This is a genomic window from Sphingobacterium rhinopitheci (genome assembly GCF_022627575.1).
In the GTDB taxonomy this organism is placed as follows: Bacteria; Bacteroidota; Bacteroidia; order Sphingobacteriales; family Sphingobacteriaceae; genus Sphingobacterium; species Sphingobacterium rhinopitheci.
The window spans coordinates 189,628-206,612 of the sequence record NZ_JADEYQ010000007.1; the positions used below are offsets into that span (position 1 = coordinate 189,628).

Genomic DNA, 16,985 nt, shown 5'->3' on the forward strand with positions numbered 1-16,985 from the left:
ATAAAAAGTTTGTAATTAAGGGAATAAATAAGTCAAACGTTTGCATAAAAACTACTTGTTCAAGCTATTTATTGCGATATTTTAAAAACCTTAATAAGGAAAGTAAATTCTGTACCTGAGAATTACTTTATTCTTGAAATAAATACGATTTCTTTTACCTTTATTAGGATGTATACGATAGGATTAATAAAATATGTAATTGCTTGGTTTGTAATAATCGCATTAGGACTAATCTCCAGACAAGTAAATCAAATACCACCTCTTATAGGTGATATACTGTATGCTGTGATGGTATATTTGATGTTTAGAATTCTATTGCTTTCGAAAGCCTTAAAAAATGCATTTTATGCTACGATAATATTTTGTTTCGTAATAGAGTTCTTGCAATTAGTACAATGGGCGCCCTTAATTTGGATACGCCAACATCCTTTATTGAGGTTGGTATTTGGTCAAGGATTTTTGTGTTCGGACCTTCTAGCATACCTTATAGGTGGATTAATAGCTTATTATATGGATGTCCGTTTTCTATACAATTTAGGTCGAAGAAAATAAAAACGTATAAACGATCTTAGACTTCTTTCCCCTTTATATCATATATAGAAGATTCTTTTTTGATTACTCATTATACAATTATAGTATCATGACTTAAGCTATTTTCAATACACTTGATATTGTAATCAATCCCATCGCAGCTACAACTCAACACAAAATAACGATTTATATAAATTATCTTATTAAAATCAACATCAGAATAATAAATCAACAATAATTAAAAAAAGGGTAACAAAACTAAAGCATCGATGCTTAAAGAATTATTTGAGCTCTCCTACTTTAAATATATTATTGGAAGCAGCTAGTCCATTGGGATTACAACCCAATTCACCTTCTGGCACTTTGAGATTTTTGTTTTTATAATAATTCTCCCAAAAAACATGTGTTTTGCCTGTTTTAGGGTCTATAAAAGTCATCGGTTCTAATTGAAAAATCTGTGACTCTCGAAAAGCTCTTTCTACAAAATCAGAACAATAATAAGAATCTACATTTAATATATAATCAAAATTATAAGGCTTACCAATTAAAGATTCTGCCTTAGTAATCGCTTTACGAATCAGCTGCTCATCATTAGCATACAATCTATAGACATCAATTTTCTGCCCCGCCTTTGTTTGATTTTTCAAAAAAGAATGTAACCTTTGACTTTGTGAGCCTCCTTTAGAAGCAGCATGTAAAACATAATATTTATTCCCTTTGATTTTTAGGATTCCAATATGATCATAAGACGTATTTTTCGTTGTTTGAGTGACATCATCTATAGCACCAGAAAGACCGGATTGTGCGGCAGTAACAAACATTAAATCCCCGTTTTCCAAAAATGATGTTTGATGTGTTTTACAACTTACAAACAATAAAAGACCAAAAAAAAGAAAGGCTATTTTGAAATACTTCATCCTATATAAATACATTATTCCATTGCAATTTCACCAAAAAATCCTCACTAACAAAATCATATCAACCATTTGTAAATAAAAATACCAAGCAGCTATTTTTCAATATACTAAATTGTATACCCCAGCTTCACTAAAAGCATATTATATATTAGTTGATAACAAACATCTGCCGCTGAGCAATCCATAACATTTAAAGCGAACCCTCAAAAAAAGATGAAGCTATTCAAAAATATAATACAAATTGCAATCAACATTTGTTAAACAAAAAGCAGTGATTAACATTTATTGTATTAAACCTACAATACAGAAAAGGTCCTAATACAATAAATATTTATAGCCATGAAATATCTAACTACAATATTATTAGCTAGCATACATTTGACTAGCTGCGCTTCATTAAGAGGTCCAGACTTCAGAAAATAGAATTAGGGCTATCAAAAGAACAAGTCATCAAACGTCTTGGTGACAAATACAGCATTATCTCAGCAAAAAAAATATAATGACGGAACCATGGAAATATATGAATCCCTTAACGTTCCGAGTATTGCAGCCACATCCGAGGCAGATTATAACTGGCTATTTTTCTTTGATAATGAGCTAGATGATTGGGGACCACAGCAAAACTACCTACATTTTGATAACAATAGAGATTACAGAAGAGATAATAAACGATAACTCCAGAATCAAGATTCTAGAGTTATTTGCTTAATATAATATTGTAAATTTAAAATCTAAGGGTTTGAAATGCTTTACTAATTCTTTGACTAAATCATCACCGTATTTGACATATAGTGTAGCAAAATTTTCGGAACGCTCCTGCAATCCACCGTTCGGGAACAACTTGTCCTTGAGACGTTGTATTTGTATCAAAGCATCTTCATGGTTTCTTTTATCAGCTTTCAGAAGTTTCTTCTCTAAACTATTGATTGCTTTTTTGAGACGTGCTTTTACAGCATCGGCACTTGGCCCTAAACTAGCATCAATCTTATGCGTACGCAATTTTATCTTTCCAAATATAGCATTCAATTCCATCCATTCGTCGCGTAAAGTCAGCCGATGTGTGGTATGACGACGCACATATTCATTCTGCAGAGCAGTAGTACTTTTAAATATACTCTTGAAAGTCAGATCCAATCTAAAAATCTTTGAAGCGACACTATCATCCGTTATCATAGCTGAATTGCGCGGTATCAATATAGGATAAGGAACCCCAAATTGGTCAAAATTAGCTTTAAATTGCAACCAATAAACGATCTCTGCACCACCCCCTATATAAGCTAAGTTGGGAAGGATTACCTCTTGATACAAAGGACGCATAACGACATTTGGGCTAAATCGCTCTGGAAAATCATTTATCTCTTTCTTGATTTGGTCCTCGGTAAAGAATATATTTTGATGCAGCACCTCATAAAGACCATCTTCAGTCTTTACTATACGTTCTCTAAACTCTGGTGTTAGGTAAAAGAAATTGCAGGGACGTGCATGTACTTGAGTCGTAAATCCTTTTTCTTCTAATTCAGTGGATGTTTTAGAAATCGCTTGAAAGCTTTTTTCTGCTAATATATCTTCTTCAATAATAGGTTTAAACACGGTTTTCAAAGCCTTATTATCCGCATCGACAATTACTAAACCATACTCCTTGAACAGTGCATTTGCCAATACGCGCGTCGCATCAGCGAGGTTACGATTTCTCAAATAAGCCTCTTCAACAAAAGATGCCAATACAGCAGAATTATCTGACAAGCCGAGCATCCCGATATACTGACGCACTACCTGCACCATCGAGCTGGTATCCATGGTTCCTGTTCCAGAAATACCCGGTACATCCCACACTATTTTTTTGCCATAAACTCTAGTATTGTTTATTTCTTCAAAATCATGATCCTCCGATGCCATCCAATACACAGGAACAAAATCTTTATCGGGAAATTGATTTTTAAGATCTTGTGCCAACCGAATGGCAGATACAATCTTAAAAATAAAATACAATGGCCCAGTAAATATATTAAGCTGATGTCCAGTAGTTATCGTAAAGGTATTTTCACTTCGCAAAAGCTCAATATTAGCTTTTACCTGCGGAGCAAGATCCAACAAATCACCGTATTGATCTGTCAATGTATTCACAAGGACCTCTCTATGCTGAAAGGTTGATTTTAGGGCAATCTGCTCCCCAAAACCAGTATAATGAGGCATATTTCCATAAAAAGGCTTTAGCTCTTCATTTCTGTCGATATATGCTAATAACGTTTTAGAAAAACTATTAGTGTCTTTATAATCTATATAGGTAGCTTTCATCTAATTCTTAAAATAGAAACAAAAGTATAGTGTTTCGGTATACAATTTACAGAAAAAAACAAAATGCTCTTGATTTAGTGCAAATTATAGCGAAGATTTGACAAAGAAAGCTGTCAAAACTGGTCTTTCATGTTCTGAATAACATATAAAGCTCGCTTTAGTATCTTAACACATCTCTTTGAGATCCTTCCTGTCGTCAGGATGACAAGTAAGTATAGATGTCATGTTGAACGTAGTGAAATAGCTATACATCATGAAACCTATCTTTAGATCCTTCCTGTCGTCAGGATGACAATGTAAGGTTCTTTTGTGCTTTAGATGTCATGTTGAACAAAGTGAAACATCTCTACAGCATGAAACCTATGTTTAGATCCTTCCTGTCGTCTGGATGACAACATAAGTATAGATGTCATGTTGAACGTAGTGAAACATCTCTACAGCATGAAACCTATGTTTAGATCCTTCCTGCGATCAGGATGACAGGAAGGTTATTAGTTTAGACTGTCATGTTGAACAAAGTGAAACAGCTCTACATCATGAAACCTATCTTTAGATCCTTCCTAATATCTGGATGACAAGTAAGTATAGATGTCATGTTGAACAAAGTGAAACATCTCTAGATCAACATCTTTTGAGATCCTTCCTAATATCTGGATGACAATGTAAGGTTCTTTTGTGCTTAATCTGTCATGTTGAACAAAGTGAAACAGCTCTACAGCATGAAACCTATCTTTAGATCCTTCCTGTCGTCAGGATGACAAGTAAGTATAGATGTCATGTTGAACAAAGTGAAATAGCTCTACAGCATGAAACCTATGTTTAGATCCTTCCTAATATCTGGATGACAATGTAAGGTTATTAGTTTAGACTGTCATGTTGAACAAAGTGAAATAGCTCTACAGCATGAAACCTATGTTTAGATCCTTCCTAATATCTGGATGACAGGAAGGTTATTAGTTTAGACTGTCATGTTGAACAAAGTGAAATAGCTCTACAGCATGAAACCTATGTTTAGATCCTTCCTGCGATCAGGATGACAGGAAGGTTATTAGTTTAGACTGTCATGTTGAACAAAGTGAAACAGCTATACATCAACATCTTTTGAGATTCTTGCTAATGTCAGGAAAACAAAACTTTTTAAAAAGACCTTATAATTCCCATTAAACCGTTTTCACAAATTTCTCGTCATAATTCTCAATATCAATGATATATTGATTTTGAATCAAGAAATCATAGAGCGGTTTTGCTTCGTCAGACACTTTCAAATTTTTTGTTGTGACGATTAGGTTTTCCTTTTTATTAAGATACGGATACGCATATAGCTTCACATTCTTACTAAACATACCCGATATATAAGACAGCAACTCATTTGAATAATTATCTTTATTATAATTGTCTGAATTAAAGATATTTTTCAAGTTAGAAACATTAGTTGCGATACCTACATGTTTAGGTTTGAAGTTTTTGACAAATTCCGCTAATTGATTGTTACGTCTAAAGTTAGAAACCATCACATTATTACCTGTTGCACAAAGCTCCTCGGCACGTTCCGCAAAATAACGTAAATCATCAATTGTCAATTCTTGATCCTCATCCAATACATTACCCATCAATACTTCTATCAACACGATAATATCCTCTTGCTTAGCGCCCGTATTTTTCTTAAACTGCTCTACAGCGAGGTTGAAAAGATCAAAGTTGGGCAAAGATTTTTGGCGATATTTGGTACGAAGAACAATTATATTTTTCTTATATAAGTAATCTTTAATCTGTGCCGGTTTGCCATTAGGTTTGAAAATCGCCGCATTAGAAAAACCTTTAGATATCAAATAAAGATTCAAAAGACGCTCATTAACATTTTCAAAAACAGGACCTGATACCTTAACCATATCAATTTCTACAGAACCTATAGAAAGATTATCAGCCAAAGATTCGATCATTGTTTGTGGATTCTGCGCATAATAATACGCCGCAAATACTAAGTTTACACCTAGCACCCCTAAAACAGTAGATTGAAGGCGGTTATCAGAATCTAATAACCTCACGTGAATAATAATTTCATTTACAGGGCCATCTACTTCATGTTGGAAACGAATCCCCAACCATCCGTGCGGCTCATTAGTTTTCGTAAAATTTAGGGTAGTAACGGTATCTGCAAAAGCAAAAAAACGCTTGTTATCATATTTTTCCATATGCAAACGCTCTGTCAACAGATTAAATTCGTGGGTAAGCATCTTAGTCAGACGCGTTCTACTCACATAACGTCCCGATTCTTCAGCACCATATATAGCATCCGAGAAAGTCATATCATAGGCAGACATTGTCTTTGCTATTGTTCCTGATGCTGCACCAGCTTCAAAAAAATTGCGTGCTACTTCTTGTCCAGCTCCAATTTCAGCAAATGTGCCATAGATTGCTGGATCAAGATTAATCTTTAAAGCCTTGCGCTTTGTCTCAAATATCTCTCTTGCCATGACAACAAAGTTATGAAAATGTGTTTAAAAAAGAGGATTTTAAACGATTAATGCACGATAAACGAAGATACTATAGCAAAAAAGGCACTTTTAGGGCCAAAATAGTACGGCCTTGAGTTTTGCATAGCCAAATATTTATCCCAGAGTGTCACGCGTATAATTGTATTCTAGCAGTCATCAATCAAGTAATAGCAACATACCTAAAAACTGCTGCAATAAAAGATAACCTTATTACAAAGAAATGGGCTTGATTATAACAAGCCCATTTCTTTAAGCGTATAAAACAACGCTGAGGTATGCAAGGCCTGCCCTATTTTATTCTGAAACAGAAGCTCTTTAACCTCCTCTATTGTTAGTTCTACCACTTCAATATCTTCAGAACTATCCAAATCCTGATCTTGGACCTTGACGCCACCTGTCAACAGATAAGTATAAGTAAGATTGGCACTGGTTGCTGGATTGGCATACAATTTACAGATGTACTTGCTATCTGTAAATGCATACCCCGTCTCTTCCAACAATTCTCTTTTAGCAGCATCTTGAGGGTCTTCACCATCCTCAACAACACCGGCAGGTAACTCCACAAAAATATCATGTGCCCCGTGTCTATATTGTCGTACCAGCAAGATTGTATTCTGCTTTGTAATACCTATCATATTGACCCAGGTAGGATATTCCAAAACATAGTATTCATCTTTGATCACACCATTAGGTAGCTGCATCTTATCGACACGCAATGTAGCCCAAGGACGTTGAATAATATATTTAGAGTCGAGTACCTTCCATTTTTCTATCATATATTTCTATTGAGGCTATATAATTATCCTTTTACAATATCCGCCATAATATCCGTTACCTTTTGCTCCAATTTTGCAGCAACAACATCGAATGAATCTACATCTTCTAAAGACTCTCTAACTGAACAGTAGAATTTAATCTTAGGCTCAGTACCAGATGGTCTAGCAGAAATAACATCACCCTCAACGGTAATAAATTGAAGAACATCAGATTTCGGTAAATCGATTACTGACTTCTCGCCGGTAGCCAAGTTAATACTTTCCAGATTTTGGTAGTCACGAATCTCACGAACAGCAACACCTCCCAAAGATTGTGGAGCATTAGCTCTAAGATCTACCATCATTTGTTTGATCTCATCAGCACCCGCTTTGCCTTTCTTAGTCAATGAGATTAATTTTTCTTGATAGAAACCATACTTCAAGTAAAGTTCTATTAATACTTCAAACAATGATTTACCTTGATTTTTGAAGTATGCTGTCATCTCAGCAATAAAAGCACAAGAGTTTACCGCATCTTTATCACGTACTAGATCACCTACTAGATAACCATAGCTTTCCTCACCACCGACAAGGTAATTGCCCTTTCCTAATTCGCGTGTAATGACTTCACCTATAAATTTGAAGCCTGTTAATGTTTCATAATAATTAACATCGAAGCTCTTTCCGATATCCGAAATAAGATTAGATGTAACAATCGTTTTTACGATATAATCATTGTGCTTAAGCTCGCCCTTATCCTTTTTTGAAGACAACACATAATATGTCAATAAACTACCAATCTGGTTACCATTCAACAATTGAAATTCACCCTTAAGATTTTTAACCGCTAATCCTACACGGTCGGCATCTGGATCTGTTGCCATAACCACATCGGCATCCAATTCTTGACCTCGTTTTTTAGCGATAGACATCGCTTCCTCTTCTTCTGGATTTGGATAAACAACTGTAGGAAAATTGCCGTCAGGCTTTGCTTGTTCCTCTACCACAGTTACATTCTCAAAACCCCATGCTGCTAACATTTGAGGAACGATAGTAATGCCTGTACCATGAATTGGCGAGAACACAATTTTTAAATCCTTTTGCGCTTTTACTGCTTCAGGATGAATAGATAATGCTTTATTGGCATTGATATATAGTGCATCAAACTCAGCGCCGATCACAGTTACATTCTCTGCAATACGTTCAAATTTGATCTCTTTCACAGAAGTAATAGCATTAACTTCTGTAATGACATTTTTGTCGTGTGGCGCTACTAATTGTCCACCATCATTCCAATATGCCTTATAACCATTGTATTCTTTAGGGTTATGCGATGCTGTCAACATAACACCCCCTTGACATCCAAAGTGACGAACAGCAAAAGATAACATTGGTGTAGGTCTTAACTCTTCAAATAAATATACTTGAAAACCATTTCCTGAGAACACATCCGCGACAAGATTACCAAAGGATTGCGAATTATTACGGCTATCGTAAGATACGGCTACTTTAATCTTTTGATCTGGAAACTGCTTTATCAAATAATTTGCTAATCCTTGCGTCGCTTTACCAATAGTATATTTATTCATACGGTTGGAGCCTACGCCCATAATCCCACGTAAACCACCCGTTCCAAATTCAAGGTCTTTATAGAAAGAGTCCAACAACTCGGTTTCTTCCTTATTATCGACTAATTTTTGCACTAAATTTCTCGTTATATCATCATATTCTGATGTCAACCAGTTGTCAATACGACCTTGGGTATCCTTGTCAAAAAAGCTCATTTTTTATGTTGGTTTGATTCTATTAATTTAAATTATTTATTCATAAATAATTTAAAACAAAAATATCAATCAATTATTTAATAAAAAGAATAAAAAGAAAAATACATACACATAAATTATTAGGCATCATCTATGCGTCACAACCGCCGTATGCACGATCTAACACTGTAACATACCAATTGTCATTATATTTCTGGAGGTGAAAGACCAAAGGATTTTCTCCTGTTAAGATCACGCGATAACTATCTTTTTCTGACTTTTGTATCTCAGTTATCTGTTCTTTTGCATACTTATGGGGTTCAAATTCTAGCTCAAAAGCTACAATTTGACTTAGCTGGACAGGTCGTACTGTAGTATCACAATAAAGGCCTACTTTATTCCACTTCTCCGTAGCGCAATCATAATCAGGCAATTTATCAAACGTTAAATTATAACTGCTCTTTGCTTCGGGATAAGCATAATATGCTGGGATAGGCTTTTTAAAGTCGAAGGTTTCAATTTTTGTAAACGTATCAGCTACACCAGGGCGATATATAATAGTAAGTCCTAAATCAGGATGTATCAATTGGTTCACAGCAGCATCATTTCTTTGCTCATAAGCTTTTACAAAAGAGTCAATCAGGTGCTGCACCTCATTATTAGCTATTACATCTACGCGCAAAGGATTCGCTACAGAATCTTTATTTTCCTTTTGTTTGTTATTCGGTTGATTACAGCTCATACAACAAAATAGAGCCACTAGCATTAATAAAGAGGTACTACGCATATTATTTATTATTTTTTCGAATTGTATCTTCTATTTCATCCCACATCTCTGTAGGAATGGCCTCCATTCCGTTCATTTGCCCTGCTCCCTGCAACCATTCTCCACCATCAATAGTGATTATCTCACCATTAATATAAGCAGCAAAATCAGAGATCATAAAAGCCGCCAAATTTGCTAACTCCTGATGATCACCTACCCTTTTCAATGGAACACGATTTTTAAAATTAAACTTATCTGCCAATTCCCCGGGCAATAACCTATCCCAAGCACCTTTTGTCGGGAATGGCCCAGGTGCAATAGCATTGTGCCGTATACCATAGTGCCCCCATTCTGCAGCTAAGGAGCGCGTCATCGTGAGGACACCACCTTTTGCTACAGCCGAAGGTACGACATAACCCGACCCCGTAAAAGCATAGGTAGTAATTATATTCAATACATTGGCTTGTTGTTTGTTTTCAATCCATTTTTTACCAAATGTCAACGTACAGTTTGCCGTTCCTTTGAGGACAATATCTATAATAGTAGAAAAAGCATTGGCGGACAACCTTTCTGTCGGCGATATGAAATTCCCTGCAGCATTATTAACCAATACATCTACCGCACCAAATCGCTCTATACTTTTAGCATAGAGCCTTTCCACCTCTTCCATATTACGCACATCACATACCACAGATAAAACAGGATTGCCGGTATGATTTTCAATTTCTACGGCTGTTTTTTCGAGAACATCAATCTTGCGACTAGTGATGACAATATTAGCGCCTAAAACAGAGAAATAAGTAGCCATCGCTTTTCCTAATCCAGTACCACCACCAGTCACTACTACAGTTTTCCCAAGTAATGCATTTTCTTTTAAAGCACCTTCTACCATATTGTTATCCTTTTTTCTGGGTCAAATTATCAATTATAGTCTTCATGATCGAGCGTGTCGTTGGCTTCCACCATTGATCCACCATTTGGTTAATTATAGCATTGTGATCTACAGACAATGCAGCTATAAGCTCTTTCCTTAAGTTTATTTTTGTCGCTTGCCAGGCATTTTTCTCATATTGTGTCAAGCTCTTAACCTGCCTAAGTGCGGCATTTTGAATACGCATCAAAGGCACTACATCATCTACTAAGCCAATAGCTAATGCTTCATTAGGCTTATACAATTTACCCTCCAAGAGGGAACGATAGGCCACGGCAGTACCAAGCCAAAAACTATACAGTGTAAAAATACTAGGCGGCACAATTATCCCAACAGGAACTTCATTTAAACCTACGATATAATCACCCTCGGCCATGATTCTATAGTCACAACAGATGGCCAATACACAACCGCCAGCAGGACTGTGCCCTGTTATAGCAGCCACTGTAGGCTTAGGAAAAGAAACCAGCTCCTTTGTTAAGTCGATAAAAAGTCGCCAAAATTTTTCCATTTGACACTCATCATAATTATATAAGGTGATCAAATCCAAACCAGATGAAAAGAAGTGTTCTTTACCAGACAAAACCATACCTTCAATTGCGGGATTGACTTTAGCTTCTTTAATAACTTCTAAAAGCTCTTTGAGCATATCCAAATCCATCGCATTAGATTTGCCTCTATCAAAAAGAATATGCAGAATATGGTCTTCTAACTTTACCTTTATATAGTTCATGTCTCCGTTTATAAATGACACTACAAGATAGCAATTTATTTGCTAGCTATCGTGGTTGATTTTCTCCTTCTACCTATACGAACTTCGTGATAAGTTACAAATTGCACTTACAACGCGATAAAAATCAATCGTGCTATTCATTCATACAGCAGTACTATTTGATGGTCAAATAACCAATTTATGGCACTGCTATTTCTGCAGTATAAGATTGTATATCGCAACAGGTGCTAAATAGGTTATAAAAAAAGGGAGTAGTTGCTCCCTTTTTTTATAACCTATTATTCAATATGTAATTCAACAATTTTCCTGCATATATTACCAAATAAATCTAGTCCCTCAATAACGATTATATATTTACCTTTTTCGTCAGCGGTATAGAAATCAAATTTAGCATTTCCATTTTTATCCGTAACTATAGCAGGCTCCCAATGTATAGTCGTTCTTAAATCTTCTACATACTTCACACTATTAGGCACCTCATACTTAGGTTTGTAAAACTCCCTATTCATACTAAAGCCTTGCGGTTGAATAGTAATAATCCCTTTAGGCACATAATTACGTAATACCGAATCTCCTGTTTTTGTTGTGATAACGATCAAGCCATTTCCACCATTAGAGCCATATACAGCTGTATAATTAGCATTTCTCAATACCTCTATACTTTCAATATCTGCAACATTAAGAGAAGAAATCTGATCTGCTTCTATAAACATACCATCTAAAACCACCTGCATAGCCCCATTTCCGCGTGTATTATACGGTACTCCAGCTTGCCAATAGACACCGAGGAGTCTACCTGCTAAACAAATTTCTAATGACGGGCATGTGGAAAGATCCTCAGCCGTTATCACTTGGTCTGCATTGCCGGGACCATTGAGGTTTCTAGAATTTTTAGATGCTTTAGGCCTCTGCGATGCTCGAACTACCACCTCTTCAATAGCGACCACTTTTTCCTTCAGTCCTGCAGCTTCTAATTGGGCGAAATACTTTTTCGAAGCATTAATTTCATCCACATACAATTTGTTGATATCCCATTTTTCTTCAGGCTCATTTTTATTATAACCCAAATGAGGTGCAATTGGCTTATTATAGATGATATCGATATTATTTTTCCCTTTAATACCATCTTTAGCAGATATCAAGAATTTGACACTATCTACAAACATCAAATTGTCAAATTTAAAATACCCCTCTTCATTGGAAACAGTATCAATAAAATCCATAAAGTTCTTCGTAGAAATAATCTGCACTTTTGCGCCAGGCTCAGGCTTTGTACGTCCCAATTTTTTGGTATATCCAGATATAGATAAGCTTTTCTCGGCTTCAAATTTTGGTTTTTCATGTAGCTCCAAATCTTTCCAGTTTATATTGCGCCATCCTTGAGTGAGCATTAAATAATCCATATCTAATGCTTTAAACTGATCTTTTTCAAAATAATAACCTGGTTTTTCGATATAGCCCTTGAGGTCGGCGCTTAGTAGCAAAGAAGACAGTATATTGGGTGCTGTCTGATAGTCATCTTTGATCTTTGCACTATTCAAAACAGATGCAGAAAGAGCAGCTATTTTTAAGGTGTCAATTCCTTCTACCTGCAGGTTGACTTCTACTTTTTCTCTATGTCCAAAAGATTGCTTATTTAAAGAAACAGTAAGCGGGAGAATTGTAGCTTTATTAAAATTAAAGATCGCTCGCTCGACGATAGGTTCAAATTTACTATTTAATATAGTAATGGTAATAACGCCAGAAGGCAACTCCCCCCGCTCCATGGAGAAGGCTAGTTCTTGCTTGTTTGCTTTCTGCTTGGAGACAAATAACACCTTGCCCAAATGATGAACCAAGAAGTATAAATCTTCCCCATTTACTAGATTGTCAGACACATTTACTTGCGCAAACAGCTTACTATCATTCTGATTATTCACCTTTATACCATATCCCTGTTTATATATTTCAGGGACAGTGACGGTATAACGTCTACCATCCTCATACTCCGCATATACCTTTAGACTATCATCGGCATTTAAATAGACATTCAAAGAACCCATCCCCAAATCATTGGTAAGGGTAGTGCCCAATGTATCTTTACCATTGACAACTATCAAATTCACTTTCTCCCCTAGCCCTTGATTATTTACCGCTTTAATTCCTAATGTATTAATAAAGCCTGCTAATAACTTACCTCCTTCAGGCAATAACTGCACATGGCTGGTATTTACTAAGCCCTTTAATTTAACGACCTTATTTACCGTTGATTTCTCTAGATTAGAAAAACGTAAACTCACCTGCGGCACTTTGTATTTTTTCGATACTTCTATCGTCAAAACTCCTGTATCATCCGTTGTACCTTTCTTCTTTTCGACCACTTTTCCATCATCTATTATTTCATAACGTACAGTAGTTTTAGGCAAGGGAACACCAGATAATGTCTTTAGTGTGATAGCACATATATTATTTTTGTCCCCATGGGTAAAAGTTGTCGTCGTAACCACGTTATCAGACCTTCCATTCGCAATCTGTATAGTCCTATCGTAGAAGTATTTATCCTCCGAATTGCGCATCCAATTTGTATAAGCTCTCAACCGATATGAGCCCTCGACGATGGTATCTGACAAAGAGATATCACCTAATCCAACCCCCAATCCTAATGGAACAATCAAAGAATCTATTTTCCGGGAGGAGGCATCTATCAATTCAACATAAGCAAGACCACTCAAATTAGAGAACAAATTTGAAATACCTATGGTTGTATATGCTTTAAACCAGATTGTCTCTCCAGCAGTATATGCATACTTGTCTAGTTGCAAATAGAGTTTTTCCTGCGGATGAGACAAATTATAATCATCCAATTTCTCTGCAACTTGCTGTATTGTCTGTGCTTTTAAGCAAAAAACAGGAAGAAAGAAGAGAAGAAACAACAATACCTTATGGTTTTTCATTGGTTTTTAATTAGTTATGGAAATATAACAATTTCTATACAATAAATATATATTATCCTTAAAAATTTAAGTTTTACAATCGGCCATCGTATATTTGTTGTATGAATATCTTAATCGTTGGATCAGGCGGTCGTGAATCTGCCTTTGCTTACAAAATAGCCCAAAGTCCTAAACTAACTAACCTTTTCATTGCCCCAGGCAATGCTGGAACAGGCCAATACGGAACAAATATTGACCTAAAAGTAACTGATTTTGAAGGAATAGCGTCATTCGCTTTAGCGAACAACATTGCATTAATTCTAGTTGGTCCAGAAGAACCTTTAGTAAAAGGTATTCACGATTATTTTTTAGGCAGAGAAGATATCAAGCACATCGCTATCATAGGCCCACAACAATTAGGTGCTCAGCTGGAAGGTTCTAAAGACTTTTCTAAAGAATTTATGTTTAGGCATAATATACCTACGGCAGCCTACAAATCTTTCAACCAATCAAACCTTGAAGACGGTTTAGCATACTTAGAGACACAAAATCTTCCTATTGTATTAAAAGCAGATGGTCTTGCTGCGGGCAAAGGCGTTCTGATTTGTGAAACGCTTGACGATGCTAAGGCCGAGCTTACAGCAATGATAGCAGATGCAAAATTTGGCGCCGCAAGTTCTGTTGTTGTGATTGAAGAGTTTTTAAAAGGCATCGAATTATCCGTTTTTGTATTAACAGATGGTGAATCCTATAAAGTATTGCCTTCGGCCAAAGATTACAAACGTATCGGCGAAGGAGATACCGGATTAAATACAGGTGGTATGGGTTCTATTTCACCCGTTCCATTTGCTGACGACACATTTCTATCTAAAGTGGAAGAACGCATCATAAAGCCAACAGTTGAAGGTCTTAAGAAAGACAATATCCCTTACAAAGGGTTTATATTTATCGGCTTGATGAATATCGATGGTGAGCCTTTTGTGATTGAATACAATGTGAGAATGGGCGATCCAGAGACAGAGTCCGTATTACCACGTATAGAATCTGACTTAGTAGACTTATTAGAAGGAGTAGCCAAAGTTGATCTTGCTTCAAGAAGCTATACAGTCTCTCCGAAAACAGCCGTTACGGTGATGTTAGTTTCTGGCGGATACCCTGGTGACTACGAAAATGGTAAGGTAATATCGAATATCGAGAACGTTAAAGAGTCTATCGTATTCCACGCGGGCACAAAATCTGTGAATGGTGAAATTGTTACTGCTGGGGGTCGTGTGATAGCTGTTACGACACTTCAAGATAATTTATTTACGGCATTGCAACAAGCAACAGCAGATGCAGGACGTATATTTTACCAAGGAAAATACTTTAGAACAGACATTGGTTTCGACTTAATATAAAAATATTATTTTCAGAATCAGGAGTTTATAAATTAATTGAAAAAAAGATTTTGATGATGTAAATTTTCGTCCGATATTTGCATCATCAAATCCGATAAGGCCCGTTCGTCTAGGGGTTAGGACGTTAGATTTTCATTCTAGAAACAGGGGTTCGATTCCCCTACGGGCTACAAAAGCAACTCCAAAAGAGTTGCTTTTTTGCTTTATTATACCCTCCCATGCCCCTATGTAGGCGAACAAAAAAGGGATCATGCACAAAAGTTGTGTTTAAGCAAATATTTCAGTAGTAATATAATGGAATGGCTTAGGAATGTTGAGTGTTTTGAAGGCAGCCTATTAATATTATCAGTTCTACTATTGCCTTCTATGCCAGGCGGGCATCCTACTTTCTCTTGACACAAAGTAGGGCCAAAGGTCAAGACTTATTTCTTTATGTTCGCTACCGCGACGCTCCACTACAATAGCGGTTTCCTAGGTCTCCCTGGTAATACCCCACGCAAAGAATGGAAATCCTTATTCCTGCTAACTGTATGCCACAAGTGGTTGTAGTTGCACTGCTCTTAGCTCCATACAGAAAGAGGACCTCCTTTTTCGGAATGGCTTAGGATTGTTGAGTGTTTTGAAGGTAGTCTATTAATATTATCGGTTCTACTATTGCCTTCTATGCCAGGCGGGCATCCTACTTTCTCTTGACACAAAGTAGGGCAAAGGTCAAGACTTATTTCTTTATGTTCGCTACCGCGACGCTCCACTACAATAGCGGTTTCCTAGGTCTCCCTGGAATACCCCACGCTAAGAATGGAAATCCTTATTCCTGCTAACTCTATGCCACAAGTGGTTGTAGTTGCACTGCTCTTAGCTCCATACAGAAAGAGGACCTCCTTTTTCGGAATGGCTTAGGATTGTTGAGTGTTTTGAAGGCAGTCTATTAATATTATTATTATCTGTTCTACTATTGCCTTCTATGCCAGGCGGGCATCCTACTTTCTCTTGACACAAAGTAGGGCCAAAGGTCAAGACTTATTTCTTTATGTTCGCTACCGCGACGCTCCACTACAATAGCGGTTTCCTAGGTCTCCCTGGTAATACCCCACGCAAAGAATGGAAATCCTTATTCCTGCTAACTGTATGCCACAAGTGGTTGTAGTTGCACTGCTCTTAGCTCCATACAGAAAGAGGACCTCCTTTTTCGGAATGGCTTAGGATTGTTGAGTGTTTTGAAGGTAGTCTATTAATATTATCGGTTCTACTATTGCCTTCTATGCCAGGCGGGCATCCTACTTTCTCTTGACACAAAGTAGGGCAAAGGTCAAGACTTATTTCTTTATGTTCGCTACCGCGACGCTCCACTACAATAGCGGTTTCCTAGGTCTCCCTGGAATACCCCACGCTAAGAATGGAAATCCTTATTCCTGCTAACTCTATGCCACAAGTGGTTGTAGTTGCACTGCTCTTAGCTCCATACAGAAAGAGGACCTCCTTTTTCGGAA

At 36.6% G+C, this 16,985-nt stretch carries 12 protein-coding genes and 1 tRNA gene; 4 read left to right on the forward strand and 9 right to left on the reverse strand.

Annotated elements, in window-relative coordinates; genetic code table 11:
• Positions 1 to 168 precede the first annotated feature (168 nt).
• Positions 169 to 552: a ribosomal maturation YjgA family protein gene (locus IP023_RS09455; RefSeq protein WP_241790028.1), complete on the forward strand. Its 384-nt coding sequence runs from the start codon at positions 169 to 171 to the stop codon at positions 550 to 552.
• A 260-nt stretch (positions 553 to 812) separates the two neighbouring features.
• On the opposite strand, the gene IP023_RS09460 is transcribed toward IP023_RS09455, so the two are convergent.
• Positions 813 to 1,448 (reverse strand): YiiX/YebB-like N1pC/P60 family cysteine hydrolase, encoded by a 636-nt coding sequence (locus IP023_RS09460; RefSeq protein WP_241790029.1) that lies wholly within the window; start codon positions 1,446 to 1,448, stop codon positions 813 to 815.
• Positions 1,449 to 1,958: 510 nt separating this feature from the next.
• On the opposite strand from IP023_RS09460, the gene IP023_RS09465 reads away from it, so the two are divergent.
• The gene (locus IP023_RS09465) at positions 1,959 to 2,123 is read left to right on the forward strand and encodes a hypothetical protein (protein WP_241790030.1); all 165 of its coding nucleotides are present in this window, start codon (positions 1,959 to 1,961) and stop codon (positions 2,121 to 2,123) included.
• A gap of 30 nt (positions 2,124 to 2,153) precedes the next feature.
• On the opposite strand, the gene bshC is transcribed toward IP023_RS09465, so the two are convergent.
• The 8 genes from bshC to IP023_RS09505 all read right to left on the reverse strand — a co-directional run bounded on the left by bshC (position 2,154) and on the right by IP023_RS09505 (position 14,119).
• Entirely contained in the window at positions 2,154 to 3,743 is a 1,590-nt protein-coding gene (gene bshC, locus IP023_RS09470; RefSeq protein WP_241790031.1) for a bacillithiol biosynthesis cysteine-adding enzyme BshC, read from the reverse strand.
• 1,160 nt (positions 3,744 to 4,903) lie between these two features.
• The gene (locus tag IP023_RS09475) at positions 4,904 to 6,217 is read right to left on the reverse strand and encodes a nicotinamide mononucleotide adenylyltransferase (RefSeq protein ID WP_241790032.1); all 1,314 of its coding nucleotides are present in this window, start codon (positions 6,215 to 6,217) and stop codon (positions 4,904 to 4,906) included.
• A 251-nt stretch (positions 6,218 to 6,468) separates the two neighbouring features.
• The gene (locus tag IP023_RS09480) at positions 6,469 to 7,011 is read right to left on the reverse strand and encodes an NUDIX hydrolase (RefSeq protein WP_241790042.1); all 543 of its coding nucleotides are present in this window, start codon (positions 7,009 to 7,011) and stop codon (positions 6,469 to 6,471) included.
• Between the two features lie 26 nt (positions 7,012 to 7,037).
• A complete protein-coding gene (locus IP023_RS09485) occupies positions 7,038 to 8,777 on the reverse strand; it encodes a phospho-sugar mutase (RefSeq protein ID WP_241790033.1) in 1,740 nt (579 codons plus the stop codon).
• A 130-nt stretch (positions 8,778 to 8,907) separates the two neighbouring features.
• The gene (locus IP023_RS09490) at positions 8,908 to 9,498 is read right to left on the reverse strand and encodes a hypothetical protein (RefSeq protein ID WP_241790034.1); all 591 of its coding nucleotides are present in this window, start codon (positions 9,496 to 9,498) and stop codon (positions 8,908 to 8,910) included.
• A gap of 46 nt (positions 9,499 to 9,544) precedes the next feature.
• Positions 9,545 to 10,414, reverse strand: coding sequence for an SDR family oxidoreductase (locus tag IP023_RS09495; protein ID WP_241790035.1), 870 nt, complete (start codon positions 10,412 to 10,414; stop codon positions 9,545 to 9,547).
• Between the two features lie 4 nt (positions 10,415 to 10,418).
• Positions 10,419 to 11,186 (reverse strand): enoyl-CoA hydratase/isomerase family protein, encoded by a 768-nt coding sequence (locus tag IP023_RS09500; protein WP_241790036.1) that lies wholly within the window; start codon positions 11,184 to 11,186, stop codon positions 10,419 to 10,421.
• Between the two features lie 278 nt (positions 11,187 to 11,464).
• Positions 11,465 to 14,119, reverse strand: coding sequence for a TonB-dependent receptor plug domain-containing protein (locus IP023_RS09505; RefSeq protein WP_241790037.1), 2,655 nt, complete (start codon positions 14,117 to 14,119; stop codon positions 11,465 to 11,467).
• 101 nt (positions 14,120 to 14,220) lie between these two features.
• Here IP023_RS09505 and purD point away from each other — a divergent pair, with 101 nt between their 5' ends.
• Together purD and IP023_RS09515 are read left to right on the forward strand one after the other, a co-directional pair.
• On the forward strand, positions 14,221 to 15,495 hold the full coding sequence (gene purD / locus IP023_RS09510; RefSeq protein ID WP_241790038.1) for a phosphoribosylamine--glycine ligase: 1,275 nt from the start codon (positions 14,221 to 14,223) through the stop codon (positions 15,493 to 15,495).
• A gap of 98 nt (positions 15,496 to 15,593) precedes the next feature.
• Positions 15,594 to 15,665, forward strand: a tRNA-Glu gene (locus tag IP023_RS09515).
• Positions 15,666 to 16,985 lie beyond the last annotated feature (1,320 nt).

Coding starts and splice junctions, on each gene's coding strand:
- bshC (WP_241790031.1), bottom strand. CDS start 3,743: ATGAAAGCTACCTATATAGATTATAAAGACACTAATAGTTTTTCTAAA.
- IP023_RS09495 (WP_241790035.1), bottom strand. CDS start 10,414: ATGGTAGAAGGTGCTTTAAAAGAAAATGCATTACTTGGGAAAACTGTA.
- IP023_RS09505 (WP_241790037.1), bottom strand. CDS start 14,119: ATGAAAAACCATAAGGTATTGTTGTTTCTTCTCTTCTTTCTTCCTGTT.
- IP023_RS09475 (WP_241790032.1), bottom strand. CDS start 6,217: ATGGCAAGAGAGATATTTGAGACAAAGCGCAAGGCTTTAAAGATTAAT.
- purD (WP_241790038.1), top strand. CDS start 14,221: ATGAATATCTTAATCGTTGGATCAGGCGGTCGTGAATCTGCCTTTGCT.
- IP023_RS09500 (WP_241790036.1), bottom strand. CDS start 11,186: ATGAACTATATAAAGGTAAAGTTAGAAGACCATATTCTGCATATTCTT.
- IP023_RS09460 (WP_241790029.1), bottom strand. CDS start 1,448: ATGAAGTATTTCAAAATAGCCTTTCTTTTTTTTGGTCTTTTATTGTTT.
- IP023_RS09485 (WP_241790033.1), bottom strand. CDS start 8,777: ATGAGCTTTTTTGACAAGGATACCCAAGGTCGTATTGACAACTGGTTG.
- IP023_RS09455 (WP_241790028.1), top strand. CDS start 169: ATGTATACGATAGGATTAATAAAATATGTAATTGCTTGGTTTGTAATA.
- IP023_RS09490 (WP_241790034.1), bottom strand. CDS start 9,498: ATGAGCTGTAATCAACCGAATAACAAACAAAAGGAAAATAAAGATTCT.
- IP023_RS09465 (WP_241790030.1), top strand. CDS start 1,959: ATGGAAATATATGAATCCCTTAACGTTCCGAGTATTGCAGCCACATCC.